The following is a 26,677-nucleotide window of genomic DNA, read 5'->3' on the forward strand; positions in this document are numbered from 1 at the left end:
GTTCTCGACGGCCACGACCTGCTCCGCGCCCGCCTCGACCGGACCGGGGACGGCCCCTGGACCCTGGAAGTCCCGCCCGTCGGCAAGACCGACGCCGCCGACCGCGTCACCCGGGTCGACATCACCGCCGTCCCCGACGACGCCCTCGCCCCGCTCCTCACCGACCACGCCGAGACCGCCCGCCGGTCCCTCGACCCCGACCGGGGCGACATGCTCCGCGCCGTCTGGTTCGACGCCGGACCCGACCGCGCCGGACGGCTCCTGCTCCTCGCCCACCACCTCGTCGTCGACGGCGTCTCCTGGCGCGTCCTCGTCCCTGAGCTCATGACGTGCTGGGCCGACGCCGCAGCGGGCCGCGAGACCGCGATCGCACCCGCCCGCACCTCCTTCCGCACCTGGGCCCGACGCCTCGCCGACCGCGCCCTCACCGGCGCCGTCGAGGCCGAACTCCCGCTGTGGGAACGGATGACCGCGGAAGCCGGCCCGCTTCTCGCCGACCGCCCCCTCGACCCCGGCGCCGACACCCACGCGACCACCCGCCGCCGGGCCCGCACCCTCCCCGCCGACCGCACCGAGCCCCTGCTCACCGCCGTGCCCGCGGCGACCGGTGCAGGCCCCGACGAGATCCTGCTCACCGCCCTCGCCCTCGCCCTCGCCGAATGGCGACGCGGCCGCAGGCGCGGCGCACCGGGCGCCGGACCCGTGCTCCTCGACGTGGAGGGCCACGGCCGCACCGACGACGACGGCGCCGAACTCTCCCGTACCGTCGGCTGGTTCACGGCCATGCACCCGCTGCGCCTCGACCCGGGCGTCAAGTGGCACGAGATCCGCGGCGGAGCCCCGGCCGCCGGCGAGGCCCTGCGCCGGGTGAGCGACCAGATCCGCGCGATCCCCGCCAAGGGTGCCGGATACGGCCTGCTCCGCCACCTCAACCCGCGCACCGCGGACCTCCTCGCGGGCGGCGCCACACCGCAGATCGGATTCAACTACCTGGGCCGCGTCCGCACGGACCACTCCGCCGGCCCCGCCGACTGGGGCGCCGCGCCCGAGGACGTACGCATCGCACCGACCGACCCGGAACTGCCGTTCGCCCACAGCCTGGAGGTCAACGCGGTCACCCACGACCGGCCCGGTGGACCCGAGCTGACCGTGACCTGGACCTGGCCAGGAGGCCTGTTCGACGAGGCCGACGTCGACGCCCTCACCGGCCTCTGGTTCGAGGCCCTCGACGCCCTCACGCGGTACGGCACCGCACACGCCGCCCCCGCCGGCGGCACCCCCCGCAGCCTGACGACATCCGACCTCTCCCTGGCAGACCTGGACCAGGACGAGATCGACGAGCTCGAGGCCGACCTGGCCGACCTGGAGGATCTGACGTGACGCACACCAGCCGACCGGCCCGCAAGCCGTCCGGACTCGAGGGCGTCCTGCCCCTGTCCCCCCTGCAGGAAGGCCTCCTGTTCCACTCCCTGCTCGACGACGGCGAAGGCCCCGACGTCTACGCCGTCCAGCTCGCCGTCGACCTGGAGGGACCGCTCGACGCGGCCCGACTGAAGGACGCGATGACCGCCCTGCTGCGGCGGCACGCCAACCTGCGGGCCGGATTCCGCTCCGTACGCTCCGGAAAGCCGGTGCAGTTCATCCTCCGAGAGGTCGAACTGCCCTGGCGCGAGGCCGACCTCACCCACCTGCCTGCCGGCGAGCGGGAAGCCGAACTCGGCCGGCTCGCCGACCAGGACCGCGCCGAGCGCTTCGACCTGGCCGCGCCTCCGCTGATCCGCTGCCTCCTGATCCGCCGCGAGGACGCGCTGCACCGGCTGGTCGTCACCAACCACCACATCCTGCTCGACGGCTGGTCCATGCCGGTGGTGCTGCGCGAACTGTTCACCGCGTACGAGCACGGCGCGCAGGCGCTGCCGCCGGCCACCCCGTACAAGAACTACCTCCAGTGGCTGGCCGCCCAGGACCGCGCCGAGACCGAGCAGGTCTGGCGGCGAACCCTCGACGGCGTGGAGGAGGCCACCCGCCTCGCCCCGGCCGACGCCGGCCGCGAGGCCCGCATGCCGGAGCGCGTCGAGAGCCTGCTCCCCGCCGACCTCGGCGACGGCATCGCGGAACTCGCCGCCTCCGGCGCGGTCACCCTCAACACCGTCGTCCAGCTCGCCTGGGCCGTGGTCCTGGGCCGCCTCACCGGCCGCGAAGACGTCGTCTTCGGCACCACCGTGGCCGGCCGCCCCGCCGAGGTGCCCGGCGTGGAGTCCATGGTCGGCCTCTTCATCAACACCGTCCCGGTCCGCGTCGTCCTCGACCACGACGAATCGTGGTCCAAGGCCCTCGCCCGCGTGCAGAACGAACAGGCCGACCTCGGACCTCACCAGCATCTCGGCCTCGCCGAGATCCAGGCGCTGGCCGGCGTCGGCGAACTCTTCGACACCACCGTCCTCGTGGAGAACTACCCCGTGGACCCGGCCGCAGAGGGCGCCCGGCTCGAGTCCGGGCTGCGCCTCGTCGGCGCGAAGGGCCGCGACGCCACCCACTACCCGCTCACCCTCGTCGTCTCCCGGACGGCGGCCGGCGTGCGGACACGCCTCGACTACCGGCCCGACCTCTTCGACCGCGCGGGGGCCGAACGGATCCTGCGACGACTGGAGCGCGTGCTGCGTGCGGCGGTCATGGACACGGACCGGCCTGTGGGCGCGGTCGATGTGCTGGACGGCGCTGAGCGTGGTCGGTTGGTGAGTGGTTGGAACGGGACGGGTGTCGCGGTGCCGGTGGGTGTGGTGCCGGTGTGGTTCGCGGAGTGTGCGGCGCGGGTGCCACAGGCGTCGGCGGTGGTGTGTGGTGAGGTGCGGTTGTCGTACGGGGAGTTGTGGTCCCGTGCGGTGGGTGTGGCGAACGAGCTGTCGCGTGTGGGCGTGGGCCGTGGTTCGGTGGTGGCGTTGGCGGTGCCGCGTTCGGTGGACGCGGTGGTGGCGATGCTGGGTGTGGGTCTTGCGGGTGGGGCGTTCCTGCCGGTGGATCCGGACTTCCCCGCCGACCGGATCTCCTACATCCTCTCGGACGCCGCCCCTTCGGTGATCCTGTCCACCCGCGACATCGCGGAGCGGCTGCCCGACGGGGCCGCGGCCCCGCTGTTGCTCCTCGACACGGTCGAGCCCGCCGCGGAACTCGTTGTGCGGGTGGGGGTGTCGGCGCAGGATGCGGCGTATGTGCTGTACACGTCGGGGTCGACGGGTCGGCCGAAGGGTGTGGTCGTGCCGCATGGCGCGTTGCGGAACTTCTTGTGGTCGATGGGTTCGCAGGTGGATTTGTCGGCGGGGGAGAAGTGGCTGGCGGTGACGACGTTCGGTTTCGACATCTCGCTGCTCGAGGTGTTCTTGCCGTTGGTCTCCGGTGCTGTCGTGGTGATCGCGGATCGTGATGTTGTGCGTGATCCGGCGCGGTTGGGTGCTGTGGTGCGGTCCGAGGGGATCGGGGTGGTGCAGGCGACGCCGGGTTTGTGGCGTGCGTTGGTGGAGACGGATCCGGGGGCCGCCGAGGGTCTGAGGATCCTGGTCGGTGGCGAGGCGCTGGACACGCGGTTGGCTGGTGTGCTGGCGCAGGCCGGTGCGTCGGTGTGGAACATGTACGGGCCGACGGAGACGACGATCTGGTCGACCAGCGCCCTGTTGGCGGGGGAGGGCGGTGCGCCGATCGGTGCGCCGATCGCCAATACGCGGGTTTATGTCCTGGACGGTCGTCTGCGTCTGGTTCCGCCGGGTGTCGCCGGTGAGTTGTACATCGCGGGTGAGGGTGTGGCTCGTGGTTATCTCGGTCGTCCGGGTCTGACGGCGGAGCGGTTCGTGGCCGATCCGTTCGGTGTGCCGGGTTCCCGTATGTACCGGACGGGTGATCTGGTTCGTTGGACGGAGGCCGGTGTCCTGGAGTTCGTGGGTCGTGTCGACGACCAGGTGAAGGTGCGTGGTTATCGGATCGAGCTGGGTGAGGTTGAGGCGGCTCTGTCGACGGTGGACGGTGTCGTCCGTGCGGTCGCCATGGTCCGCGAGGACTCCCCGGACGACCGCCGCCTCGTCGGCTACGTCGTCCCCACCGAGGGAACCGCCTTGGAAGCAGAAGCGGTTCGCGGTGCGGTGGCCGGGCTGCTGCCGGAGTACATGGTCCCGTCGACGGTCGTGATCCTGGACGCGGTGCCGTTGACGCCGAACGGGAAGACGGACCGCAAGGCCCTGCCCGCGCCCACGGCTTCGGGCGTCGTGCGCCGTGAGGCGCGTTCGGCCCAGGAGGACATCCTCTGCGGCCTGTTCGCTGAGATCCTGGGTCTGGCCAGGGTCGGGATCGACGACGACTTCTTCGGACTCGGTGGCCACTCCCTCCTCGCGACCCGGCTGGTCTCCCGGATCCGTACTGTCCTCGGCGTCGAACTCCCCGTCCGCGCACTGTTCGAGACCCCGACAGTCGCCGCCCTCGCCCGTCACCTCGACGGCGGCGGCGCGGCGGCCGCCCGTACCGCGCTCGTCCCGCAGCGGCGTCCGGCCGAGATCCCGCTCTCGTACGCGCAGCGCCGGCTGTGGTTCATCAACCAGCTCGACACCGACAGCCCGCTCTACAACATCTCCCTGGGCCTGCGTCTGCACGGCCCGCTGGACGCCGTCGCGCTGGAGACCGCGCTCGCCGACGTGGTGAACCGCCACGAGTCCCTGCGCACGGTGTTCCCCGCACCCGACGGCACGCCCACGCAGGTCGTGCTCGACGCCGGGACCGTCGCGGGCCGGATCCTGCGGACCGCCGACGTCACGGAGGACGAGGTCACCGCACAGGTCGCCGCGACCGTCCGGCACGGTTTCGACCTCGCCGAGCAGACCCCGCTGCGGGCCGCGCTGCTCACCGTCGGTCCGGACGAGCACGTCCTCGTGCTGGTGCTGCACCACATCGCCGGCGACGCCTGGTCCATGCGGCCGCTCGCCCGCGACCTGGGCGACGCCTACACCGCCCGGTGCGAGGGCGCCGCGCCGCAGTGGTCGCCGCTTCCGGTCCAGTACGCCGACTACGCGCTGTGGCAGCGCGAGGTGCTGGGCGACGAGGCCGACCCGGACAGCGAGATCGCCCGCCAGCTCGCCCACTGGACACAGACCCTGGCCGGTCTGCCCGACGAACTGAGCCTGCCCACCGACCGTCCGCGGCCCGACGCCTCCTCGCACCGGGGCGAGCGGATCCGCTTCGAACTGGACGCCGCGCTGCACCGGCAGCTCCTGAGCCTCGCCCGGGAGTCCGGCACCAGCCTGTTCATGGTCCTCCAGGCGGCGCTGGCGAGCCTGCTGACCCGGCTCGGCGCGGGGACGGACATCCCGATCGGCACCCCGATCGCGGGCCGCACCGACGACGCCGTGGAGGAGCTGGTCGGCTTCTTCATCAACGAGCTCGTGCTGCGCACGGACACCTCGGGGAACCCGTCGTTCCGTGACCTGCTGGCCCGGGTCCGGGAGGCCGACCTCGCCGCCTACGCCCACCAGGACGTACCGTTCGAGCGCCTCGTCGAGGCCCTGAACCCGCCCCGTTCCCTCGGGCGTCACCCCCTGTTCCAGATCGTGCTGGCCCTGCAGAACACCGCGCAGCCCACCCTGGAGCTGCCGGGTCTGACCATCGACGCCGAACCGGGCAGCGGCGGCGTGGCCCGCTTCGACCTGTCCTTCGGCCTCAACGAGCGGCTCACCGCCGACGGCGCGCCCGCCGGTCTCGACGCCCTCGCCGAGTTCGCCACGGACCTGTTCGACCGCGCGACGGTCGAGGCGATGGCGGACCGGTTCGTCACCGTCCTGAAGGCCGTGGTCGCGGACGCCGACCGGCGGATCGAGGACATCGACATCCTGACCGCCGCAGAGCGCGAGCAACTGCTCTACGGCTGGAACGACACAGCCCGCCCCCTGCCCGACCTCCTCGTGCCGCAGATGATCGAGGCGCAGACCGCCCGCACCCCGGACGCACCGGCCGTGACCGGCGGCGATGTGACCCTGACGTACGCGGAGCTGAACGAGCGCGCGAACCGGTTGGCGCATCTGCTGATCGGGCGGGGCGCGGGTCCGGAGTCGATCGTGGCGATCGCGGTGCCGCGTTCCCCGGAGATGATCGTCGCGGTGCTCGCCGTGCTCAAGTCCGGCGCGGCCTACCTGCCGGTCGACACCGAGTACCCCGCCGACCGCATCGCCTACATGCTGGCCGACGCCGCGCCCGTCCTGGTCGTCACCGCCCAGGACGTCGTGCCGCACCTGCCCAAGGGCGCCGGCCGGCCCCTCCTCGCCCTCGACGCCCCGGCGACGGTCGCCGAACTCGCCGGTCAGCGCGCGGACGACCCCGCCGACGCGGACCGCGCGGGCCCGCTGCTGGCCGACCACGCCGCGTACGTCATCTACACCTCCGGCTCCACGGGCACCCCGAAGGGCGTCGTCGTCCGTCACGCGGGCCTCGCCGACTACGTCGCGGGCGCCGCCGCCGACTACCGGGGCGTCGCGGGCGCTGTACTGCTGCACTCCTCGGTCTCCTTCGACACCACGGTGACCTCGCTGCACGTCCCGCTCACCGTCGGCGGGCACATCCGGCTCACCGACTTCCTCGAAGGAGCCGTCGAGCAGGACTTCAGCCTGCTGAAGGTGACTCCGAGCCACCTCGGCATGCTCACCGACTCCGTCGAACCGGCCGAGGCCGACGCCGAACTCCTCGTCGCCGGAGAGGCCCTCACCTCGGCCGCCGTCGCTCCCTGGCGCCGTCGGCACCTGGACGGCGCGGTCTTCAACGTCTACGGCCCCACCGAGACCACCGTCAGCGCCGTCCAGCACCGCGTCGCCCCCGGCGAGGAACTGCCGGACGGAGCCGTTCCGATCGGCCGGCCGTTGCGCAACACCCAGGCGTACGTCCTCGACCGGCGGCTCAACCCCGTCCCGGCCGGTGTCCCCGGCGAGCTGTACCTCGCCGGCGACGGCGTGGCCCGCGGCTATCTGAACCGCACCACGCTCACCGCCGAACGCTTCGTCGCCGACCCGTTCGGCCCCGCGGGCACACGGATGTACCGCACCGGCGACGTGGTCCGCCACCGCGCCGACGGCGCCCTGGAGTTCGTCGGCCGTGCCGACGACCAGGTGAAGATCCGCGGCCACCGCATCGAGCTCGGCGAGGTCGAGTCAGTGCTCTCCGCGGTCCCCGGCGTCGCCCGCGCCGTCGCCGCCGTCCGCGAGGACGTCCCCGGCAACCGCCGTCTGGTCGGCTATCTCGTCCCCGCCGAGGGTGCGGCCCTGGACGTCGAGGCGGCCCGTCGCCATGCCGCCGCCGTGCTGCCCGAGTACATGGTCCCCTCGGCGGTCGTCACCCTCGACGCGGTGCCCCTGACCCCGAACGGCAAGACGGACCGCACAGCCCTGCCAGAGCCGCAGCAGACCGCGGCGGTACGAGGCCGGGAACCGCGCACCCCGCAGGAAGCGATCCTGTGCGGGCTGTTCGCCGAAGTCCTCGGCGTGGGCCGGGTCGGCATCCACGACGGTTTCTTCGCGCTCGGCGGCCACTCGCTGCTCGCGACCCGGCTGCTCAGCCGTATCCGCTCGGTCCTGGGCGTCCAGCTCGGCATCCGGGCCCTCTTCGAGGCCCCGACCGTCGCCGGTCTCGCCGAGCGCCTCGACGGCGCCGGCTCGGCCCGCCCGGCCCCCGCCCCGGTCGAACGGCCCGACGCGGTCCCGCTGTCGTTCGCCCAGCGCCGCCTGTGGTTCATCAACCAGATGGACCCGGCGAGCCCGCTCTACAACATCCCCATGGTCCTGCGCCTGTCCGGCCGCCTCGACCGGGCTGCCCTCGGCGCGGCGCTCGCCGACGTGGCCCAGCGCCACGAGAGCCTGCGGACGGTCTTCCCGGCCACTGACGGCGAACCCCGTCAGGCCGTCATCGACGGCGAGGCGCAGCCCGTCGGCCTCACTGTCCTGGACGCCTCCGGCGAGGGCACCTCCGACGCCTCCGACGCCTTTGATGCCTCCGTCACCTCCGTCACCTCCGTCACCTCCGTCACCTTCGACCCGCAGTCCCGGATCGCCGAACTCCTGGGCCGCGGCTTCGACCTGACCCGAGAGGCCCCGCTGCGGGCCACCCTGCTCGCCACCGGCCCGGACGAGCACGTCCTCGTCCTCGTACTGCACCACATCGCCGGCGACGCCTGGTCCCTCGCCCCACTCGCCACTGACCTCTCCACGGCCTACGCGGACCGCCTCCAGGGTGACGCCCCGCAGTGGACGCCGCTCCCCGTCCAGTACGCCGACTACACGCTGTGGCAGCGCGAGATGCTCGGCGACGAGGCCGACCCGGACAGCGAGATCGCCCGCCAGCTCGCCCACTGGACCGACGTGCTCGCCGGTCTGCCGGAGGAGCTCGCCCTGCCCACCGACCGGCCCCGGCCGCTGACCGGCGCCCAGCGCGGCGCGAAGCTGCGCTTCGCCTTCGACGCCCAGCTGCACCGCCGGCTGCTGGCCCTCGCCGGCTCCACAGGCACCAGCCTCTTCATGGTCCTCCAGGCCGGACTCGCCTCCGTCCTCAGCCGGCTCGGCGCGGGCGACGACATCCCGATCGGAGCCCCGATCGCCGGCCGCACCGACGACACCCTCGACGACCTCGTCGGCTTCTTCCTGAACACCCTGGTCCTGCGCACCGACACCTCCGGCGCACCGTCCTTCCGCGAGCTGCTCGCCCGCGTCCGGGACACCGACCTCGCCGCGTACGCCAACCAGGACCTGCCGTTCGAGCGGATCGTCGAGGAGCTCAACCCGCAGCGCTCGCTCACTCGTCACCCGCTCTTTCAGGTGACGCTGACCGTGCAGAACTCCCGCGACGCCGCGCTCGAACTGCCCGGCCTGACCGTGTCCGCCGAGGCCGGCGCGTCCTCCTGGGCACGGTTCGACCTCTCCCTCGGCCTCGGCGAACGGCACACCGCGAACGGCGTCCCGAACGGCCTCGAAGGCGTCGCGGACTACTCCGCCGACCTGTTCGACCGTGGCACTGTCGAGGCCGTTGTCGGGCGCCTGGAGCGTCTGCTGCGAGCCGTCGTCGCCGACCCCGACCGCTCCATCGGTGACATCGACATCCTCGACGGCGCTGAGCGTGGTCGGTTGGTGAGTGGTTGGAACGGGACGGGTGCCGCGGTGCCGGTGGGTGTGGTGCCGGTGTGGTTCGCGGAGTGTGCGGCGCGGGTGCCACAGGCGTCGGCGGTGGTGTGTGGTGAGGTGCGGTTGTCGTACGGGGAGTTGTGGTCCCGTGCGGTGGGTGTGGCGAACGAGCTGTCGCGTGTGGGCGTGGGCCGGGGTTCGGTGGTGGCGTTGGCGGTGCCGCGTTCGGTGGACGCGGTGGTGGCGATGCTGGGTGTGGGTCTTGCGGGTGGGGCGTTCCTGCCGGTGGATCCGGACTTCCCCGCCGACCGGATCTCCTACATCCTCTCGGACGCCCGTCCGGTGGCCGTGCTCTCCACCACGGATGTGGTGACCGGTCTGCCCGACGGCGTGAACACGCCCGTTGTGCTGCTGGACGAGGTGGCTCCCGCCGCGGAACTCGTTGTGCGGGTGGGGGTGTCGGCGCAGGACGCGGCGTATGTGCTGTACACGTCGGGGTCGACGGGGCGGCCGAAGGGTGTGGTCGTGCCGCATGGCGCGTTGCGGAACTTCTTGTGGTCGATGGGTTCGCAGGTGGATTTGTCGGCGGGGGAGAAGTGGCTGGCGGTGACGACGTTCGGTTTCGACATCTCGCTGCTCGAGGTGTTCTTGCCGTTGGTCTCCGGTGCTGTCGTGGTGATCGCGGATCGTGATGTCGTGCGTGATCCGGCGCGGTTGGGTGCTCTGGTGCGGTCCGAGGGGATCGGGGTGCTGCAGGCGACGCCGGGTTTGTGGCGTGCGTTGGCGGAGACGGATCCGGGGGCCGCCGAGGGTCTGAGGATCCTGGTCGGTGGCGAGGCGCTGGACACGCAGTTGGCTGGTGTGCTGGCGCAGGCCGGTGCGTCGGTGTGGAACATGTACGGGCCGACGGAGACGACGATCTGGTCGACCAGCGCCCTGCTGACGGGCGATGGCGGTGCGCCGATCGGTGCGCCGATCGCCAATACCCGGGTCTATGTCCTGGACGGTCGTCTGCGTCTGGTTCCGCCGGGTGTCGCCGGTGAGTTGTACATCGCGGGTGAGGGTGTGGCCCGTGGATATCTCGGTCGTCCGGGTCTGACGGCGGAGCGGTTCGTGGCCGATCCGTTCGGTGTGCCGGGTTCCCGTATGTACCGGACGGGTGATCTGGTTCGTTGGACGGAGGCCGGCGCTCTGGAGTTCGTGGGTCGTGTCGACGACCAGGTGAAGGTACGTGGTTATCGGATCGAACTGGGTGAGGTCGAGTCGGCTCTGTCGACGGTGGACGGTGTCGCCCGCGCGGTCGCCATGGTCCGCGAGGACTCCCCGAACGACCGCCGCCTCGTCGGCTACGTCGTCCCCACCGAAGGGGTCTCCCTCGACCCGGAGTCGGTCCGTCGCCGGACCGCCGCGCTTCTTCCCGAGTACATGGTTCCCTCCGCCGTGGTCGTCCTGGACGCGGTGCCGTTGACACCGAACGGGAAGACGGACCGCAAGGCCCTGCCCGCGCCCACGGCTTCGGGCGTCGTGCGCCGTGAGGCGCGTTCGGCCCAGGAGGACATCCTCTGCGGCCTGTTCGCTGAGATCCTGGGTCTGGCCAGGGTCGGGATCGACGACGACTTCTTCGGACTCGGTGGCCACTCCCTCCTCGCGACCCGGCTGGTCTCCCGGATCCGTACCGTCCTCGGCGTCGAACTCCCCGTCCGCGCGCTGTTCGAGACCCCGACCGTCGCCGCCCTCGCCCCGTACCTGGACCGAGGAGGGGAGAGCAGGCCCGCGCTCGTGCCGCGGCAGCGGCCCGCCGACGTCCCGCTCTCCTACGCGCAGCGCCGCCTCTGGGCGCTGAGCCGGCTCGGTGCGACAGCCGGCACGTACAACATCCCGATGGTCACCCGGCTCCGCGGCCCGCTGGACGCCGTCGCGCTGGAGACCGCGCTCGCCGACGTGGTGAACCGCCACGAATCCCTGCGCACCGTCTTCCCTGCGACGTCCGACGGCACGCCCGCGCAGGTCGTGCTCGACCCGGCCGAGGCACGCCCCTACCTGCACGTCGTCCCGGTCGAGGAGTCCGCCGTCGAGGCGGCCGTGGCCGCCGCGCAGCGCACCGACTTCGCCCTGGACACCGATCTGCCGATGCGGGCCCAGCTGTTGGAGCTGGGCCCGGAGGACCACGTCCTCGTGCTGGTGCTGCACCACATCGCCGGCGACGCCTCCTCGATGCGGCCCCTGGTCCGGGACCTGGCCGCCGCCTACACCGCCCGGTGCGAGGGCGCCGCGCCGCAGTGGTCGCCGCTCCCGGTCCAGTACGCCGACTACGCGCTGTGGCAGCGCGAGGTGCTGGGCGACGAGGCCGACCCGGACAGCGAGATCGCCCGCCGGCTCGCCCACTGGAGGCGGACCCTCGCGGGCCTGCCCGAGGTCCTGGCGCTGCCCACCGACCGGCCCCGTCCCGAGGAGGCCGGCCACGAGGGCGGACTCGTGCCGCTCACGCTCGACGGCGAGCTGCACGCCGGGCTGCTCGACCTCGCCCGCTCCAGCCGGACCACGGTCTTCATGCTTCTCCAGGCGGCGCTGGCGAGCCTGCTGACCCGCCTCGGCGCGGGAACGGACATCCCGATCGGCACGCCGGTCGCCGGGCGCGGCGACGACGCGCTCGACGACCTGGTCGGCTTCTTCGTCAACACGCTGGTGCTGCGCACGGACACCTCGGGGAACCCGTCGTTCCGTGACCTGCTGGCCCGGGTCCGGGAGACCGACCTCGCCGCCTACGCCGACCAGGACGTGCCGTTCGAGCGGGTCGTGGACGCGGTCGCGCCGCGCCGGTCGGCCGCGCACCACCCGCTGTTCCAGGTCATGCTCTCCCTGGACAACGTCTCGCGGGCCGATGTGCGCCTGCCCGGACTGAGCGTCGACGCCGTCGGCGAGCCGGCCGGCGACGGGGCGGGGCGCGCCAAGTTCGACCTGTCGGTGCGGCTCTCCGAGCAGCGCTCCGACGAGGACGGACCGGCCGGCCTGCACGGCACCGTGGCCTATGCGGCAGACCTGTTCGACCGCGCGACGGTCGAGGCGATGGCGGACCGGTTCGTCACCGTCCTGAAGGCCGTGGTCGCGGACGCCGACCGGCGGATCGAGGACATCGACATCCTGACCGCCGCAGAGCGCGAGCGGCTGCTCCACGGCTGGAACGACACAGCCCGCCCGCTCCCGGACCTCCTCGCCCCCGAGCTGATCGAGGCCCAGGTCGCCCGTACCCCCGATGCGCCCGCCCTGTCCGCAGGCGATGTGACCCTGACGTACGCGGAGCTGAACGAGCGCGCGAACCGGCTGGCGCATCTGCTGATCGGGCGGGGCGCGGGTCCGGAGTCGATCGTGGCGATCGCGGTGCCGCGCTCCCCGGAGATGATCGTCGCGGTGCTCGCCGTGCTGAAATCCGGCGCGGCCTACCTGCCGGTCGACACCGAGTACCCCGCCGACCGCATCGCGTACTTCTTCGAGGACGCCCGGCCCTGCCTTGTCGTCACCAGCGCCGAGGCCGAGGAGCGCGTGCCGTCCGGCATCGCCGCCGGGCGGATCGTCGTGGACGCTCCGGACACCGTCGCCGCGCTCGCCGCCCAGCAGGTGCGGAACCCGGCCGACACGGACCGGACCGCCCCGCTGACGGCCCGTACGCCCGCGTACGTGATCTACACCTCCGGCTCCACCGGCCGCCCCAAGGGCGTCGTCGTCGAGCACGGCGGCATCCCCAACATCGTCCTGGCCCGGACCGGTCCGTACGCGATGGGCCCGGGAAGCAGGGCGCTGCAGTTCGCGTCGCTCAGCTTCGACGCCGCGATGTCGGAGATCTGCACCCCGCTGTCCGCCGGCGCGTGCCTGGTGCTCGGTCCGGCCGACATGCTGCTCCAGGTCGCCGAACTGCCCACGCTGCTGCGCGAGCAGGGCGTGACCCACGCGACGCTGCCGCCCGCGGTGCTCGCCCAGCTCTCACCCGCGAGCCTGCGCACCGTCCGCACCCTGGTGACGGCGGGCGAGGCCGCCCCGGCCGGTCTGGTCGCCACTTGGGCGCCCGGGCGGCGCATGTTCAACGCGTACGGCCCCACCGAGACCACGGTCTCCTGCACCATGGCCGGGCCGCTCGCGCCCGAGGCCGGGGTGCCGCCGATCGGCGGCCCGCTGCCCAACACCCGCGTCTACGTGCTCGACCACCGGCTGCGGCCGGTCCCGGTCGGCGTCCCCGGCGAGCTGTACGTCGCCGGGATCGGCGTGGCCCGGGGCTATCTGCGCCGCCCCGGCCTGAGCGCCGAGCGGTTCGTCGCCGACCCGTTCGGGCCGGCCGGCAGCCGGATGTACCGCACCGGCGACGTGGTCAGCCGGATGCGCGACGGCCGGCTGCGGTTCGTCGGCCGGGCCGACGGCCAGGTGAAGCTGCGCGGCTTCCGGATCGAACTCGGCGAGGTGGAGGCCGCCATGACCGGCGCGCCGGGCGTCGCGCGCGCCGTGGCGACCGTACGGGAGGACCGTCCGGGCGTTCGGCAGCTCGTGGGCTACCTCGTGCCGGAGGCGGATGCCGGACTCGACCTCGGAGCGGTACGGATGTACCTGCGGGCCGCCCTGCCGGCGCACCTGCTGCCGTCCGTCCTCATGGAGATCGGCCGGATCCCGCTGACCGTCAACGGCAAGACCGACAAGGCCGCGCTGCCCGCACCCGAGCCGTCCGGGACCGCCCCGGCCGCCCCGGTGGCGGAACGGTCCCCGGAGCCGTCCGCCGACAACGACCCGCGGGCTCTGCTCTGCCGGATCGTCGGCGACGTCCTCGGTCTGGCCGACGTCGGCGCCGACGACAACTTCTTCGCCCTGGGCGGCGACAGCATCAACGCCATCCAGGTCTCCGGCCGGGCCCGTCAGTCCGGGCTCGTCCTCACACCGCGGGACATCTTCCGCCACCAGAGCGTCGAGGAGCTGGTGTCCGCGATCCGCCCCGCCGCCGCCGAGGCCGTGCCCGTCGCCGACGACGGTGTCGGCGCCGTCCCCGGAACCCCGGTGGTCCGCTGGCTGCACCAGCTCGGCGGCCCCTTCCAGGGCCTCAACCAGTCCGTGCTGCTTCGGGTTCCGGGCGGCCTCGGACAGGACGAGCTGACCCGCGCCGTCCAGAGCGTGGTCGACCACCACGACGTGCTGCGCGCCCGGCTCACCGGTGCCGCACTCGGCCTGCCGTGGAACCTGGAGACCGCGCCGCGCGGCACGGTCGACGCCCGTGCCTGCGTCAGCCGCGTCGACGTACGGGACGTCGCGGCCGACGCCCCCGCGGATGTCGATGCCGATGCCGATGCACCGGCCGACTCCGCGGACGTATCCGCCGCGCTGTCCGCCGCGGTTTCCGCGCACGGTGAGGAGGCCCGGCGCCGGCTCGACCCTGAGAACGGTGTTCTGCTCCAGGTCGTCTGGTTCGACGCCGGCCCGGACGAGCAGGGCCTCCTCCTCGTCCTTCTGCACCACCTCGTTGTCGACGGCGTGTCGTGGCGGATCCTGCTGCCGGACCTCGCCGCCGGCTGGCAGGCGGCCCGTGAGGGCCGCGACCCGCGCCCCGCCCCGGTCGGCACGACCTTCCGCCGATGGGCGCAGGCCCTCGTCATGGAGGCCCAGAACCCGGCCCGGATCGCCGAACTCCCGCTGTGGCGGCAGCAGACGCAGGGCCGCGACCCGCTCCTCGGCGCGCGCCCTCTCGACCCCGCCGTGGACACCCGAGAGACCGCCGAGCACCTCACGGCCGCCCTCCCCGCGGACGTGACGACGGCACTGCTGACCGACGTACCGGCCCGGCTGCGCACCCGGATCAACGACGTGCTGCTCACCGGCCTGACCCTCGCGGTCGCCCGCTGGCGCCGCCGTTGGACCCAGGACGCGTCCCACGCGGTCCTCGTCGACATGGAGGGCCACGGCCGCGAGGAAATCGACGAGACCCTCGACCTGTCCCGCACAGTCGGCTGGTTCACCAGCCGCTTCCCCGTCCGGCTCGACCCCGGCCCGCTCGACCTGGACGAGGCCCTGGACGGCGGCGCCGCGACCGTCGCCGCGCTCGGACGGATCAAGGAACAACTGCGCGCCCTGCCCGACAACGGACTCGGCTACGGCCTGCTCCGCTACCTCAACGCGGACACCGCGCTCGCCCTGGCGGGCGCCGCCACCCCGCAGATCGGCTTCAACTACCTCGGCCGGGTCGGCAGCGGCGGCGACACCCTCGGCGAGGCCGGACCCGCCGGCTGGTCCAGCGCGTCCGACCTGCGGATCCCGCTGCTTCCCGCCGACCCCGGCATGCCGTTCGGCCACTCCGTCGAGATCAACGCGGTCACCCGGGACGGTGACGGCGGGCCCCGGCTCCACGTCACGTACTCCTGGCCCGCGGGACTCTTCGACCGAGCCGAGATGGAGGAACTCGCCGACCTGTGGTTCACCGCCCTGCGCGCCCTCGCCGACCCCGGCCAGTCCGAGCGCGGTGACGGGCTCACGCCCGGTGACCTGCCGACGTCCGGGCTGACCCAGCCCGAGATCGACGACTTCGCCGCCGCCCCCGGCGGACTGGAGGACGCCTTCGCGCTCACCCCGCTCCAGGAGGGCCTGTTCTTCCACGCCCTCCAGGCGGACGACAGCGGCACGGACGTCTACACCGTCCAACTGGTCCTCGACCTCGAAGGCCCCCTGGACCCGGCCGCCCTGCGCATGGCCGGACAGACCGTCCTCGACCGGCACCCCAACCTGCGGGCGGGCTTCCACCACCGCGCGGACGGAACGGCCGTCCAGGTCGTACCGCGCACCGCGACCCTGCCCTGGGACGAGGTCGACCTCGGCGCACTGCCCGACGAGGCCGCGCGGCGCGAACTCGCGGCGCTCACCGAGGCCGCCCGCGGCCACCGGTTCGACCTGAGCCGGCCACCGCTGGTCCGATTCCTGCTGATCCGCCTCGGGGCCGAACGGCACCGGCTGGTCATCACCAAGCACCACATCCTGCTCGACGGCTGGTCCATGCCGCTGTTCCTGCGCGAACTGGTCACCCTGTACGAGAACGGCGGCGACGCGGCCACGCTGCCCGCCCCCGCCCCGTTCCGCTCGTACGTCGACTGGCTCGCCGCGCAGGACCGCACGGCGAGCGAGCGGGCCTGGCGCGACACCCTCGCAGGGGTCGAGGAGCCCACCCTCCTCGCCCCCGGCCGGGAACCGGCCGGACCCACGCTGCCCGAGCAACTCGTGCACGACCTTTCGCCGGAGCTCACCGCGACCCTCCAGGCGCACGCGGCACGGGCCGGCGTCACCATGAACACCGTGGTCCAGACGGCCTGGGCGCTCGTCCTCGGCCGTCACCTCGGTCGCGACGACGTCCTGTTCGGCACCACGGTCTCCGGTCGGCCGCCGGAGCTCCCCGGAGCCGAGAACATGATCGGGCTGTTCATCAACACCCTGCCCGTACGGGTCCGGTTCGACCGCTCTGAACGCTGGAACGCAGCCCTGGCCCGCGTCCAGGACGAACAGACCGCCCTGCGCACCCACCAGTACGTCGGCCTCGCCGACGTGCACCGGATCGCGGGCGTCCGGCCGCTGTTCGACACCGCCCTCGTCTACGAGAACTACCCGCTGCCCGAGGACACCGAGCGCTCTCCGTCCCGGCTGCGCGCCACCGCGGTACAGGGCCGTGACGCGGCCCACTACCCGCTGCTGCTGGTCGCGTCGCTGCGCTCGCAGGGCCTGCGGTTCCGTCTCGACCACCGGCCCGACGTGCTCGGCGCGGCCACCGCCCCCGCCCTGCTGGAGCGGCTGACCCGGGTCCTGGAGTCGGTGGCCGCCGACCCGGAGCAGCCGGTGGGGCGCGTCTCCGGGCTGTCCCGCGAGGAGCGCCGCGCGCTCGCCGACGGCGGCACGCGGACCCCGCTCGCCGCCGGCGCGCACGGCGGCCACGGCGACACGATCCACGGTCGGGTCGCCGCGCTCGCCGCCCGCACCCCGGACGCCGTCGCCGTGTCCCTGGGCGACGAGCGGCTCACATGGGGCGAACTGGACGAGCGGGCCAACCGGCTGGCCCGGCTGCTGCACGAGCTGGGCACCGGCCCCGAGGACCGGGTCGGCGTCCTGCTCGACCGGTCGCTGCAGCTGGTCGTCGCCTTCCTCGCCGTCCTCAAGGCGGGCGCGGTCTGCGTCCCGCTGGCGCCCACCCACCCCGCACAGCGGCAGCGGACCGTCCTCGCCCGGGCCGGGGCGCGCGTGCTGCTCACCGACGCGGCCCGCGCCGCCGACCGGGCCGGCGCGCCGGACGACGGCGTGACGACCGTCGCCGTGGACACCGATCCGCGCGTGGCCCGCCAGGACTCCACCGACCCCGGCGCGATCGTCGAGCCGGACCGTCTGGCGTACGTGATGTTCACCTCCGGCTCCACCGGCGTGCCCAAGGGCGTCGCGGTCACCCACCGTGATGTCGTCGAGCTCGCCGACGAGCCCTGCTGGGCCCCGGGCGCGCGGGAACGGATGCTGTTCCACTCGCCGCACGCCTGGGACGCCGCCCTGCTGGAGGTGTGGGGGCCGCTGCTGAACCACGGCACGGTCGTCGTCGCCCCGCCGGGCGAGACCGATCTGAGGGACCTGGCCCGGCTCCTGGTCGCCGAGCGCGTCACCGGACTCTGGCTGACGGCCGGCCTGTTCCGTTGGCTGGCCGAGGAGGAGCCGGACTGCTTCGCCGGCGTCCGCGAGGTGCGCACCGGCGGCGACGTCGTCCCCGCCGACGCCGTCCGCAAGGTCCTCGCCGCCTGCCCCGGCACCGTCGTCAGCAACGGTTACGGGCCCACCGAGACCACCGTGTTCGCCACCCACCACATCATGCGGGCGGGCGACCCGGTCCCCGGGAACGTGCCGATCGGTGTCCCGCTGCACGGGATGGCGGCCTACGTGCTCTCCCCGGAGCTGGAGCCGGTCCCCGCCGGGACCGTCGGCGAGCTGTACCTCGCGGGCTCCGGGCTCGCCCGCGGCTACGAGAACGACCCGGCGCTCACCGCCCGTTCGTTCGTCGCCGACCCGTTCGGGGATCCGGGGACGCGGATGTACCGCTCCGGCGACCTGGCCCGCCGCCGCCCGGACGGGGCCCTGGAGTTCGTCGGCCGGGCCGACGACCAGGTGAAGCTGCGCGGTTTCCGGATCGAGCTCAGCGAGGTCGACGGCGCGCTCGCCGCCCTGCCCGGTGTGGCCCACGCGGTCTCCCTGGTCCGCGAGGACCGGCCCGGCGACAAGCGCCTCGTCGCCTACACGGTGCCCGCGCCCGGCGAAGCCGCCCCGGACGCGGCCCAGGCGCGCGCCCGGCTCGCCGAGACGCTGCCGGAGTACCTCGTCCCGGCCGCGATCGTTTCGCTCGACGCGCTGCCGCTCACCGCGAACGGCAAGCTGGACCGGGCCGCGCTGCCCGCCCCCGCCCCCGCCGCCGACGGCACCGCGCGCACCGGACGCGGCCCGCGCACCCCGCGCGAGGAACTGCTGTGCGGCCTGTTCGCCGACGTCCTCGGTGTCGGCGAGGCCGGCATCGACGACGACTTCTTCGCCCTCGGCGGCAACTCGCTCCTCGCGGCCGGACTCGTCAGCCGGATCCGCGCCGTCCTCGGCGTCGAACTCGGCATCCAGGCACTGTTCCTGGCGCCCACGGTCGCCGGGCTCGTCGCCTCCCTCGACGACGAGGACGCGGACGCCGCCGGAGCGCTGGACGTCCTGCTGCCGCTGCGCACCCGCGGCGACCTTCCGCCGGTGTTCTGCTTCCACGCAGCCGGCGGCCTGAGCTGGCGGTACGCGGCCCTGCTGCGGCACCTGCCGGCCGGCCACCCGGTGTACGGCCTCCAGGCCCGCGCGTTCGCCGAGCCGGGCCACCGCCCGGCGAGCCTGGACGAGGCCGCCGCCGACTACGTGGAGCGGATCCGGTCCGTCCAGCCGTCCGGCCCCTACCACCTGGTGGGCTGGTCGCTCGGCGGCCTGGTCGCCCAGGCGGCCGCGGTCCTCCTGGAGGAGGCCGGAGAGGAGGTCGCGACCGTCGCGGTCCTCGACTCCTACCCGGCGCGGCACGGCGACCCGGTCGTCGTGCCCCCGGCGGCGCAGGTCCTCGGCGCGCTCCTCGACGCGGCCGGCATCGGCCCGGACCGTGGCGGGGAGGAGCTCACACCCGAGGCGGGCGCCGCGCTGCTGCGGGCCCGCGGCGGACCGCTCGCGGCGCTGCTCGCCGACCGGGTCGGCGCCCTCGTGGACGCGTACCGCACGGGCGTCGAGCTGCGCGCGGGCTTCGCCCCTCGCCGGTTCACGGGCGACCTGCTCCTGTTCGTCGCGAACGGCGGGTCCGACGGGAGCGGTTCCCGGCACGGCTCCGGGCGGATCCCAGCGGACGCCGTCACCGAGAAGGCGAACCGCTGGCGCCCGTACGTCGGCGGCGCGATCGCCGTCCACCCGGTCGACTGCCGCCACGAGGACATGCTGCGGCCCGAGCCGCTGGCCGTCGTCGGCGGCGCGATCGCCGCCCATCTGAACGCCCGCACCACACGGAAGGACAGCTGATGAGCCGGGAGTTGTACGCACTGGGGGAGACGCCGCCCCTGGGCGAGGTGCCCCGCCGGATGCACGCCGGCGTGATCCGGCGCGAGAGGTACGGTCCGCCCGAGCAGTCGATCCAGGTCGAGACGGTGGACGTGCCGCCGGTCGGCCGCGGGCAGGTCCTCATCTGGGTGATGGCCGCCGGGATCAACTACAACGGCGTGTGGGCCGGACTCGGCACCCCCGCCGATGTCATCGCCGACCGCCAACGGGCCGGCGACCCGCTCGACTTCCACATCGCCGGATCCGAGGGCGCCGGAGTGGTCTGGGCCGTCGGCGAGGGGGTCAAGCAGCTGAAGGTCGGCGACCACGTCATCGTCGGCGGAGTCGCCTGGGACGAGTCGGCCCCCGACATCCGCCTCGGCACCGACCCGACCGCCTCCCGCTCCCAGCGGGCCTGGGGCTACGAGTCGAATCACGGCTCCTTCGCGCAGTTCACCGTGGCCGACGAGTACCAGTGCCACAAGAAGCCCCCGCACCTCACCTGGGAGGAGGCCGGCTGCTTCCTCGGCGGCGGCTCCACCTCGTACCGCATGCTCATGGGCTGGCACCCGCACACGGTCCGACCGGGCGATCCCGTCCTCGTCTGGGGCGGCGCCGGCGGTCTCGGCTCCATGGCGATACAGATCGTGAAATACTTCGGTGGAATTCCGGTCGCCGTGGTGTCGGACGACGACAAATTCGACTACTGTAAGCGTCTGGGGGCGCGCGGTGTAATCAACCGGAATGATTTCGACCACTGGGGTCGGCTGCCTGATTCGAGCGACACCGTCGCCTACCGGGAATGGCTCTCCGGGGTCCGCTCCTTCGGCCGTGCCTTCTGGGACGCACTCGGCGAGCGCAAAGACCCCGCCATCGTCCTCGAGCACCCCGGCCGGGCCACCCTGCCGACCTCGGTCTACGTCTGCGACCGGGCCGGCATGGTCGTCACCTGCGCCGGCACCAGCGGCTACAACGGCGACATCGACCTGCGGTTCCTCTGGATGTTCCAGAAGCGGCTCCAGGGCTCGCACGCCGCGAACGTACGCCAGACCGCGGCGATCATCGAGCTCGTCGCCGCCGGTCACATCGACCCCTGCCTCAGCCTCGCCCTGCCGTTCACCGAGATCGGCCGGGCGCACCAGATGGTCTACGAGAACAAACAACCGCCCGGCAATGTGGCGGTCCTCGTGAACGCGCCGGAACCGGGCCTTTCCGGTATGCGCTGAAATCTTTTCGAAAAGGTTGCCGATCTTTCTCCGATTGGCTGGATAGAGCGGCGACGGAAACAAGAAGTCGCCTCGTGAAAAGGAAAAGGTAAAAGAAATGACGAACCCGTTCGAGAACGCCGACGGCCGCTACCTCGTCCTCGTCAACGACGAGGGCCAGCACTCCCTGTGGCCGGACTTCGCCGAGGTCCCGGCCGGCTGGGAGGTCGCCTTCGCGGAGAACGACCGCCAGGCCTGCCTCGACCACATCGAGGCCAACTGGACGGACATGCGCCCCAAGAGCCTCGTCCGCGCGATGGCGGCCTGACCCGGTGACCGGCCCCGACGCCGTCACGGTGCTCTGGGGCCCCGTCGCCTCCGGCGAACGGCGCGCGGCACACACCACGCTGCTGCGCGCCGCCGCGGAGCTGACCGGCAGCCCGGCCGACCGGATCGGGCTCGCCCACGAACCGGGCGGCCGTCCGCGGCTCACCGGACCCGCCGCCCGGCTCCATGTGAGCGTGAGCCACTGCCGGGGAGCCCGAGCCGTGGCGCTCGCCGAGGCACCGGTCGGCGTCGACATCGAGACCGTACGGCCGCTGCCCGCCCTCGCACTGGCCCGCCGCTGGCTCGCCACCGCCGACGCCGACTGGCTCGGCCGCCTCCCCGAGGCGGACCGGGTCCCCGCCTTCTACTGGCTCTGGACCCAGAAGGAGGCCGTCGGCAAGGCCCGCGGCCACGGAGTCGCCAATGGCGGGCTGACCCAGCCGCTGTCCCACCCTGCGCACTGGCCCCCGCCCTCCGCCGCGGGCAGGACACCCGCCCTGCGCGCCCTGCCCGGCGGGACCGGGGCCGCCTGCACGGTCCTGCCCACCGGCGCCGGCTCGCACGTCCTCGCGGTCGCCGGCCTCGGCGCCCCGGGCGCACGGGTCGACCTGCGCCGCTGCGACGCATGACCCCCAACCGCACCCCACCCACCACCACCCACACGAGAGGAGGCCCCGGGATGACGCCACCCACCGACGACACCGACCGGGGTTCCTGGACCGGGCGGCTGACCCGCCGGTGTCTGCGGCACCGGCGCAGCGTGCTCGTCGCGGTCCTCGCCGCGCTCCTCGGGACCGCGACCAGCGCCCTCGTCCCCCTCGTCACGATGGTGATCGTCGACGACGTCGTCCTGCGCCCCGCCCGCTCCGCCGCCCTGTGGACCGGAGCACTGCTCGCCGTCGCCGCGCTCGGATACCTCGCCGCGTACCTGCGCCGCCTGCACGCCGGACGGCTCGCCGCCGACGTCCAGCACGACCTGCGGGTCGACCTGTTCCGCTCGCTCTCCCGCCTGGACGGCGTACGTCGCGACGAACTGAGCACCGGTCAGCTCCTCGGCCGGGCCTCCGGAGACCTCAACATGGTCTTCGGACTCGTCTCCACCCTGCCCACCGCGATCTCCAGCGCGGCCCTGCTGGTGGTCTCCCTGGTCCTCATCGCCACCCTCTCCCCGCTGCTCGCGCTGGTCGCGCTCGCCCTGGTTCCCGCACTGTGGTTCATCGGCCGGCGCAGCCGCACCTGGCTCTACCCCGCGACCTGGTACGCCCAGAACCAGGCCGCCGCCGTCGCCGGAGTCGTCGCCAGCTCCACCGCCGGCATCCGCGTCGTCAAGGGATTCGGCCAGGAACAGCGGGAGACGGACCGGCTGGCCCGCGCCGCCCGGCGGCTCTTCGCCGGCCGCATGCGCGCCGTACGGCTCAACGCCCGCTACGGGCCCGCCCTCCAGTGCGTGCCCTCCCTCGGACAGGTCGGAGCCCTCGCGGTCGGCGGCTGGCTGGCGACCCGCGGCGAACTCAGCCTCGGCGCCCTCCTCGCCTTCTCCGCCTACCTCGCCCAGCTCGTCGGACCCGTCAAGACCCTCGCCGCACTGCTCACCATGGGCCAGCAGGCCGGCGCCGGCATCGAGCGGGTCCTCGAAGTGATCGACACACGTCCGCTGTTGACCGAGGGCGCGGGCAGGCTGCCCGAAGAGGGCCCCCTCGGCATCGAGTTCGACCGCGTCACCTTCGCGTACGGCTCCGGCCGGCCCGTCCTCACCGACGTCTCCCTGCGCATCGAGCCCGGCGAGACCCTGGCCGTCGTCGGCGCCCCCGGATCGGGCAAGTCCACCCTCGCACTGCTGCTCTCCCGGTTCCACGACGTCTTCGCGGGCGCGGTGCGGATCGGCGGCGTCGATGTCCGCGACCTGACCTTCGACTCTCTGCGCGGCGCGGTCGCCGGCGTCCCCGAGGACACCGCCCTCCTCGCCGGAACCGTCCGCGACGCCGTCGCCTACGGCCGGCCGGACGCCACCGACGCGGAGATCCACGCCGCGGCCCGCACCGCCCAGGCCCACGCCTTCGTCACCGCCCTGCCCGACGGCTACGCGACGGTGCTCGGCGAACGCGGCGCCCTGTCCGGCGGACAGCGCCAGCGCCTCGCCCTCGCCCGAGCGCTCGCCGCCGCGCCCCGCGTTCTCGCGCTCGACGACGCCACCTCCGCCGTCGACGCCCGCGTCGAGCGGGACATCCACGACGCGCTGCGCGCCCGGGCGGACGGCCGCACCACTTTGATCGTCGCCCGCCGCCGCTCGACCCTCGCGCTCGCCGACCGGATCGCCGTCCTCGACCACGGACGGATCATCGACGTCGGCACCGACCGCGAACTCACCGCCCGCTGCCCGCTCTACCGCACGATCCTCCAGCACCCCGCCAGGAGTCCGGCCGAGGCAGCCGCCACCACGGCCGCCGCCGAGCCCCCGGCCCCCGCGCGGGACCGGCGGCCCCCCGCCCCGAACGCCCCCGAAGCCGCCTCGCCCGCCGCCGCGCGCATGCAGGCCCGAGTCGCGGCGCTGCCGCCGGCTCTCGATCAGCCCCGTGTCGACGAGGCGGCGGCCGCCCGCGACCCGCGGGCGGACGGCAAAAGCGAGTTCGGGCTGCGCCACCTGCTGCGCGGCTACCGCCTGCCGCTCTCCCTCGGCCTCGCCCTGGTCGTCGCCGACGCGCTCGCCGGACTCACCCTGCCCTTCGTACTGCGGCACGGCATCGAGGGCGGCGCCCACGACCTCGCCCTCACCGCCGTCGCCACGGCGTCCCTCGCCGCGCTGGCCCTCGTCCTCGCCCAGTACGCCGTCCAGTGGGCCGCGGTCCGGGTCACCGGACGCACGGGGGAGCGGCTGCTGTACGGGCTGCGGATCCGGGTCTTCGCGCACCTGCACCGCCTGGGACTCGACCACTTCGAGAACGAGGCGTCCGGCCGCACCCTCACCCGGATGACCACCGACGTCGACTCGCTCTCCTCCTTCCTCCAGACCGGCCTGCTCAGCGTCCTCGTCAGCGTCCTCACCCTCCTCGGCGTGCTCGTCGCCCTCGGCGCCGCCGACGCCGGGATGCTCCTCGTCGTCCTCGCCGTCCTGCCGCCGATCGCCCTCGCCACCTTCGTCTTCCGCCGGGCCTCCGCCCGCAGCTACGCCGACGCCCGGGAACGGCTCGCCGTCGTCAACGCCGCGCTCCAGGAAGGCGCGGCCGGCATGGGCACCGTCCAGGCGTTCCGCCGCGAGGAGTCCGTCGTCACTGCCTTCGCCCGGCACAGCGACGCCTACCGGCGCGCCCGGGTCCGCGGCCAGCTCCTGTCCGCCCGCTACTTCCCGTTCATCCAGTTCCTCGCCGCCTGCGTCACCGCCGTGGTCCTCGCCGTCGGCGCACACCGGGTGGCCGCGGGCGCCATGACGGTCGGCGTCCTCGTCGCGTACCTCCTCTACCTGGACCTGTTCTTCGTCCCGGTGCAACAGCTCTCCCAGCTCTTCGACGGCTACCAGCAGGCACGGGTGTCCCTGCTGCGGATCCGGGACCTGCTCCGGCTGCGCAGCACCACCCCGGCCGCCGCCGACGCGCTCCCCGTCCACTCCCTGCGCGGCGAACTCTGCTTCGACGACGTCGACTTCCACTACGGCGACGGCCGCCCGGCGCTGACCGGAATCCGGCTGCGCATCCCGCAGGGCCAGACCGTCGCCTTCGTCGGCACGACCGGCGCCGGCAAGTCGACCCTCGTCAAGCTCGCCGCCCGGTTCCACGACCCGACCCGCGGGGCCGTCCGTGTCGACGGGACCGACCTGCGTGACCTGGACCTCACCGGCTACCGGAAACGGCTCGGCGTCGTCCCCCAGGAGCCGTACCTCTTCGCCGGAACAGTCCGCGAGGCCATCGCCTACGGCCGGCCCGACGCCACCGACGCCGAGACAGCCGACGCGGCCCGCCGGGTCGGCGCCCACGACACCCTCAGCGCCCTCGACGGCGGCTACGACCACCGCGTGACCGAAGGCGGACGCAACCTCTCCGCCGGGCAGCGGCAACTGATCTCGCTGGCCCGCGCCGAACTCGTCCGCCCCGACGTCCTGTTGCTCGACGAGGCCACCGCCTCCCTCGACCTCGCCACCGAGGCCCTGGTCAACCGGGCGACCGAGCGCCTCGTCAACGGCCGCACCGCCCTGATCGTCGCCCACCGCCTCAGCGTCGCCTCCCGCGCCGACCGCATCGTCGTCGTCGACGACGGCCGGATCCGTGAGGACGGCGCCCACGACGAACTCCTCGCCCTGGACGGGATCTACGCCGCACTGTGGCGCGCCTCGCAGGGGCGCCCGCCCGCGCCCGCCGTCCCGCGGCCCGCAACCGCCACCCACGACTCCTACGACTCCTACGAACGGAACGCCTCATGAGCGCCACCATCCAGCCGGCCGGCCCGGACGCCCCGGCCGACGACCGGTCCCCGCGCGTCGTTCTCGCCCAGCCGCGTGGCTTCTGCGCCGGGGTGCGCCGTGCCATCGGCATCGTGGAACGCGCCCTCGACCTCCACGGCGCCCCGGTGTACGTGCGCAAGGAGATCGTGCACAACCACCACGTCGTGGCCGAACTGGAGAAGCGCGGTGCCCGCTTCGTCGACAGCGAGGAGGAGGTGCCCGAGGGTGCCGTCTGCGTCTTCTCCGCCCACGGCGTCTCGCCCGCCGTGCGCAGCGGCGCCGAGGAGCGCCGTCTCGAAGTCATCGACGCCACCTGCCCGTTGGTCTCCAAGGTCCACCAGGCGGCCGTCCGCTACGCCCGCGACGGCCGGACCATCCTGCTGGTCGGCCACGCCGACCACGAGGAGGTCGAGGGCGTCCGCGGCGAGGCCCCCGAGCGCACTCTCGTCGTCGAGAACGAGGACGACGTCGCCGCCCTCGACCTGCCGGACGACGCCCCGGTTGCCTATCTGACCCAGACCACCCTGTCCTTCGACGAGACCCGGCGGGTCGTCGACGCGCTGCGTGCCCGCTTCACCGACCTCGCCGGCCCCGCCGACGGCGACATCTGCTACGCCAGCCAGAACCGCCAGAACGCCGTGAAGGCCCTCGCCCGCCGCAACGACCTCGTCCTCGTCGTCGGCTCCCGCAACTCCAGCAACTCGATCCGCATGGTCGAGGTCGCCCGGGAGCACGGCAGCGCCGCGCACCTCGTCCCGGATGCCGGCCATCTCGACGAGACCTGGCTCGCCGGGGCGTCGAGCATCGGCGTCAGCTCCGGCGCCAGCGCCCCGGAGATCCTCGTCCGCGGACTCGTCGACCGGCTCGCCGCCCTCGGCTGGCACGACGTCGAACTGGACGACGGCATCGCCGAGGACGTCGTCTTCTCCATGCCCGCCCGGCTGGCCGACCCCGTCACCGGCCGGGTGCCCCGGACCCCTCTGGCCGATGAGGCCCTGTGACCA

7 protein-coding genes (1 of these 7 cut by a window edge) are annotated in these 26,677 nt (G+C 73.7%); all 7 read left to right on the top strand.

The window, feature by feature from the left end:
* On the top strand, positions 1 to 1,380 hold the 3' portion of the coding sequence (locus ACFYV1_RS06660; RefSeq protein ID WP_389394247.1) for an amino acid adenylation domain-containing protein. It extends 12,903 nt beyond the left edge of the window; only the last 1,380 of its 14,283 coding nucleotides appear in the window; the start codon falls outside the window, past its left edge; its stop codon occupies positions 1,378 to 1,380.
* A complete protein-coding gene (locus tag ACFYV1_RS06665) occupies positions 1,377 to 19,691 on the top strand; it encodes a non-ribosomal peptide synthase/polyketide synthase (protein ID WP_389394248.1) in 18,315 nt (6,104 codons plus the stop codon). Before ACFYV1_RS06660 ends, ACFYV1_RS06665 begins: the two co-directional genes overlap by 4 nt.
* Positions 19,691 to 20,935: a crotonyl-CoA carboxylase/reductase gene (gene ccrA / locus ACFYV1_RS06670; protein ID WP_389394249.1), complete on the top strand. Its 1,245-nt coding sequence runs from the start codon at positions 19,691 to 19,693 to the stop codon at positions 20,933 to 20,935. Before ACFYV1_RS06665 ends, ccrA begins: the two co-directional genes overlap by 1 nt.
* A 97-nt stretch (positions 20,936 to 21,032) precedes the next feature.
* Positions 21,033 to 21,242 carry an MbtH family protein gene (locus ACFYV1_RS06675; RefSeq protein ID WP_266971483.1) on the top strand — a complete coding sequence of 70 codons (210 nt, stop codon included), beginning with the start codon at positions 21,033 to 21,035 and terminating at the stop codon, positions 21,240 to 21,242.
* Positions 21,243 to 21,246: 4 nt separating this feature from the next.
* A complete protein-coding gene (locus ACFYV1_RS06680; RefSeq protein ID WP_389394250.1) occupies positions 21,247 to 21,870 on the top strand; it encodes a 4'-phosphopantetheinyl transferase family protein in 624 nt (207 codons plus the stop codon).
* A gap of 50 nt (positions 21,871 to 21,920) precedes the next feature.
* Positions 21,921 to 25,652: an ABC transporter ATP-binding protein gene (locus tag ACFYV1_RS06685; RefSeq protein WP_389394251.1), complete on the top strand. Its 3,732-nt coding sequence runs from the start codon at positions 21,921 to 21,923 to the stop codon at positions 25,650 to 25,652.
* Positions 25,649 to 26,674, top strand: coding sequence for a 4-hydroxy-3-methylbut-2-enyl diphosphate reductase (gene ispH / locus ACFYV1_RS06690; protein WP_389394252.1), 1,026 nt, complete (start codon positions 25,649 to 25,651; stop codon positions 26,672 to 26,674). The genes ACFYV1_RS06685 and ispH overlap by 4 nt, the downstream gene beginning before the upstream one ends.
* The last annotated feature ends 3 nt before the right edge of the window (positions 26,675 to 26,677 follow it).

It is taken from the genome of Streptomyces sp. NPDC003023, assembly GCF_042888225.1.
Classification (GTDB): Bacteria; Actinomycetota; Actinomycetes; order Streptomycetales; family Streptomycetaceae; genus Streptomyces.